Here is a 4,512-nt window from a genome sequence, read left to right as displayed (position 1 = left end):
GAGGCGCCGGCTGGGCACGCCCGGCCGGATCCGAAGCTCCTCGCCAAGGCCGTGACCTTCCTCGGGCCGAAGGTGGTCCGCAACCTCGCGTCACCGGGCGACACACGAGCGCGCTTCGAGCGGTTCATCCAGGTGACCCTCGATCGCCTCACCGAGCAGGCCGCGCTCGCCGAGGCACGGACGACCGCCGAGGCGCGGCAGCAGGCGCGGGTCGCGTTCCTGCGCCGGGAGGTGGCGCCGCTACTCGCTCGGATCGTGCGGGAGTTCGCGCCGATCATGGGGCCCGGCATCCTCATGACCACCGAGCTCGTCAAAGAGTCAGCGGCGCTCGCGGGTGAGCAGGGCCGCGCCCTCGCCAACACGGCCCTCCGCGCCCTGCCCGGCAACGTGACCACCGAGATGGATCTCACCCTGTGGCGCACTTCGCAGGCCATCGCCGCCGATCCGGCCTCCCGCGCCGCCCTCGTCGAGGCCACCCCCGAGGCCGCGGCCGCCGCCTACCTCGCCCAGACCTTGCCGGCCGTGGCCCAGCGGCAACTAACGAGCTTCTTCGACCACTACGGCATGCGCGGGCTCAACGAGTTGGATCTGGGCGCCCCGCGCTGGCGCGAGCGTCCGGCCGAGGTGATCCGCATGGTCCAGGGCTACCTCGCCCGTCCGGCGGATTCCGCGACCCCCGAGACCCTCTACGCCGCGGCGCAGGCGGGTGCCCAACCGGCGCTGGACGAGTTGCTGGCGCTCGCCGCCACGGACGATCGCCTCGGCTTCAAGCGGCGGCGGTTGAGCTTCCTGGTGTCGCGGATCCGGGCCTCGATGGGCGCCCGCGAAACCCCCAAGTTCACCCTCATCCGGGCCTTCGGGTTGGTCCGCCAGGGCCTGCTGGCCGGGGGCGCCGACCTGGTCGCCGCCGGACGCCTCGACGCGGCCGACGACATCGCCTTCTTGACCATCGCCGAATTGGCCGAGGCCTTCACCTCCGGTGACCTGCGGCCGCGGATCGCCGCCCGCAAAGCCGCCAACGCCCGCGAGCAACTGCGCCGCCAGGTGCCGCTGGTCCTCGTGGGCGACGGCCGGACGTTCTTGTCGGGCATCTCTGAGGATCCGTCGGCCATCGCCGGCTCCCCGGTCTCGCCTGGTGTGGCGGAGGGGATCGTCCGGGTCGTGCTCGACCCCACCACCGCCGCCCTGGAACCGGGTGAGATCTTGGTCTGCCCCGGCACCGATCCGTCCTGGACGCCGCTGTTCCTCACGGCCGCGGGGCTGATCACCGAGGTCGGCGGCATGATGACCCACGGCTCTGTGGTGGCCCGCGAGTACGGCATCCCCGCCGTCGTGGGCGTCCCGAACGCCACCCGCCGGCTGGTCACCGGGCAGCGCGTCCGCATCGACGGGACGACCGGCACCATCCAGGTGCTCTGATCCCTCGTCCCGGCCCGGGTCGGATCAGGTGAGCGGCCGCCGTTTGGCGCCGCGCAACCGTGCCGTCACCGCCTGGGAGACCGCCCGGGCGGGGGCGGTGGCCCGCCACGAGGTGGAGCCGAGCAGCGCCCCCAAGGTGCGGCGGAGTTGGTCCACCTCCTCCTGCAGCCGGACGATCTCGCCCTGCAGTGCGGCCTCGTGATCGGCGACCTCAGCGGCCTGACTCGTCAGCCGTTCGGCCTCGGCCGCCGTCAAGGCGTCACGCTCGGCGGTGAGGTAGGACACCTGCTTGGTGAGGCGGTCGATCTGCGCATGCGCCTGGCCAAGTTCGGCGGTCGGCGGCCGAAGGGCTGCTCGGAGACTCGTGCTGGGGGTGCGACCCAGGGGCCGTGGCGCCTTGGGCCACTCATGAATGTCGGACGAGAAGTTGTCGAGGTCGAACCGGTTCACCGCCAGGCCGCGCACCGCAAACGGCAGCGACAGCTGGTCACGTCGGGAGTAGCGCAGCACCTGTTCCCACCACGTCATCATCGCCGCCCGGGTCAGGGGCGTGTCGCGGCGAGCGAAGAGGCCGTTCCAGGAGGGTTGAACGGTCAACACCTCAGGAGCCACGCGGAGATAGACGTGCAATTGCTCGTAAACCCGGGCGGGATCGTCCATGCCCAGGTCGAGCACTTCTTCCATCTCCGAAAGGACGCTCGTTCGGTAGCTGTGGTTCGGGAAGGCCAGATCGCAATCGGCCAGCAGGGTGTCCAGGATGTCGGTGGGGTCAGCTCGCAGCAGCACCGAGTTGTCGATCCAGAGCCGCTCGGAAACGTCCGCGAAGCGCGGATCGCCGAGCATCTTCACCTTGCGGCTGCTTCGGGAGATGTCCCCGGGCAACGCGAGAGCCACTGGGACGATGGTCCACGTGTCGCTGGTCAGCGTCGGATCGTCGGTGAACAGGAAGAACGGCACCTCGGAGGTGGCGGCCACCGGCTGCTCGAGGATGTCTTCGTACCGTCCGAAAACGGCGCTGAATACGGCGCGCTGGGGGATCGCCGCCTCACTCATTCGTGGCCTCCTGCGCCAGCTCGTTGGCGCGCATGGTTCCCTCGACCGTGGGCAGGGTGATGCCCTGGGAGGCCGCGAACTGCCTCAGCGCTGAGACGTCCTTGGGGAGGCACTTGCCGGAGTAGCCAGGATTGCTGGGAAAGACGGCGGTGTGGTCCCGCTCGACGCGAGGATCCAGCAGCCACCCCTCGCGCACGGCATGCCAGTCGGCGCCCATCTGTCGGCACAGCCGGTAGAAGTCGTTCACGAAGCTCACTTTGAGCGCCAGATAGCAGTTCTCCATGTACTTGATGAGCTCGGATTCCTCCGACGTCACCAGGTGCACCCGCACCTGCGGCCCATACATGCCGATCATGGCGTCGGCGAAGCGCGCCGCCTCGTCGTGGTCCCCACCGACGATCAGGAAGGTCGATCCGGCCCGCAAGGGCTCCCAGGTCTGGGACCCGAAGGTCGTTTCCCCGACGTACTCGGGCCAGTGCAGGACGGGACGTCCGTGCTCGCGTTGCAACGCCGACGACGTGCCGGGAGGGACGGTCGACCGCAGCACTGGCGTGGTTGTCGAAGGGAGTTCTGCCACCGAGGCGCGGACGGCGGTGACATCGGCTGAGCCGTCCTCACCCATGGGGGTGTTGACGCAAATGAAGGTGTAGCGACACTCCGCCAGTGCGGCGCGGGGATAGGGGTCGTCCGTCCGGATGTCGTAGCTGACCACGGCGTGACCGAGGGCCTCCAGGTCGGCGGCCAGCGCCGCTCCCACATGCCCGAGTCCAATGACTCCTAGCTGCACAGCTGCGCTCCTTTAGCCCTCCATCGGTCGACTTCTCCCCAGTTGTCGCCCCCAACGTACTACGCCGGGTTTCCGGCGGTCAGAAGAATCTCGGTGCCGTCGTGAGGCGGCATCGTCGCCCCTGTCGGCGGCTTGCTCATGGTGGCCACCTGGGGGCCGAGGGGACGTAGGGTGTGCCGGTGCGAAGTATCGTCCGGCTGTTGGCCGTGGCTAAAGAACTGTGGCCGCTCTATCTCGGCATTGTGATCTCGTCGGTGCTGGTCGCGGTGACCGGGCTGGCGACCCCCTTCATCATCGCCCGCGTCACCGACGAGGTGGTGGCCTCCGCGGGCGGCGCGCAGGTGAACGTGATGGCGGTGGTGTGGCTCGCCGGGGCCCTGCTGGCCACCGACGTCGCCAACACCCTGATCTCCAACTGGGGTGGCTACCTCGGCGACACCATGGCGGTCCGGTTGCGGCGCATTCTCTCCACCACCTACTTCGCCAAGTTGCTGCGCCTGCCGCAGCAGTACTTCGATCAGGAACTCACCGGGACGGTCATCTCGCGACTCAGCCGGTCGATCACCGAGACCACCGGCTTCCTCAACATGTTCGCCAACAACTTCTTCCCCATGCTGATCACGGTCGGGGCCGTGCTGGTCATCAGCGCCACCTATTCGCCGTGGCTCACGCTGCTACTGATCGCCATCTATCCGATCTTCACCTGGCTCACCGCGGTCACGTCCAAACGCTGGCAAAAGCTCGAAGCCGAGAAGAACGTCCATTTCGACATCGCAGGCGGACGGTTCGCCGAGGTCATCGGCCAGATCAAGGTCGTCAAGAGCTTCGGCCAACAAGACCGTGAACTCGCCCACTTCGCCGGGGAGTACGACGGCGCCGTCACGCTCACCCGCACCCAATCGCGGTGGTGGCACCTGATGGACGTGGCCCGCCGCGGCGCCCTGAACCTGATCTTCTTCGGGATCTACCTGATCATCTTCATCCAGACCATGCAGGGTCATTTCACGGTCGGCCAACTGGTGCTGCTGGTGCAGTTGGTGGCGCTTGCGCGGCAGCCCGTGATGGGCATGAGCTTCCTCATCGACTCTCTGCAGAAGGCGATCACCGGGTCGAAGGACTTCTTCGCGGTGCTCGCCGAACCCGAGGAGGATCTGCCCAAGGCGACCGCCGCCCCGGACACAGTGGGCGCCGATTCGCGGGCTGAAACCCCGGCCACGGAGCCCGGACGTGCGCCGCTGGCCATTGAGTTTGCC

General features: G+C 68.4%; 4 protein-coding genes. 2 read left to right on the top strand and 2 right to left on the bottom strand.

Translation table 11 applies throughout. The features are described 5' to 3' along the window. Positions 1–1,419, top strand: a 1,419-nt coding sequence (locus tag B4M60_RS12365; RefSeq protein WP_291084377.1) for a PEP-utilizing enzyme, incomplete at its 5' end; no start/stop codon positions are given. A 24-nt stretch (positions 1,420–1,443) separates the two neighbouring features. On the opposite strand, the gene B4M60_RS12360 is transcribed toward B4M60_RS12365, so the two are convergent. Beyond that, positions 1,444–2,472 (bottom strand): glycosyltransferase domain-containing protein, encoded by a 1,029-nt coding sequence (locus B4M60_RS12360; protein ID WP_291084374.1) that lies wholly within the window; start codon positions 2,470–2,472, stop codon positions 1,444–1,446. Next, a complete protein-coding gene (locus B4M60_RS12355) occupies positions 2,465–3,229 on the bottom strand; it encodes a hypothetical protein (RefSeq protein WP_291084372.1) in 765 nt (254 codons plus the stop codon). Before B4M60_RS12355 ends, B4M60_RS12360 begins: the two co-directional genes overlap by 8 nt. 209 nt (positions 3,230–3,438) lie before the next feature. Here B4M60_RS12355 and B4M60_RS12350 point away from each other — a divergent pair. Further along, the coding region (locus tag B4M60_RS12350) for an ABC transporter transmembrane domain-containing protein (RefSeq protein WP_291084369.1) at positions 3,439–4,512 on the top strand (1,074 nt) is incomplete at its 3' end.

The sequence above is a fragment of the Dietzia sp. UBA5065 genome, from assembly GCA_002415925.1.
Taxonomy (GTDB): domain Bacteria; phylum Actinomycetota; class Actinomycetes; order Mycobacteriales; family Mycobacteriaceae; genus Dietzia.
Note: the sequence above shows the minus strand (reverse complement) of the source record. Positions and strands in the feature narration are given on the sequence as shown.

What these genes read in the sequence shown, in the direction of transcription:
- B4M60_RS12360 (WP_291084374.1), bottom strand. Translation starts at nt 2,472, where the DNA reads ATGAGTGAGGCGGCGATCCCCCAGCGCGCCGTATTCAGCGCCGTTTTC.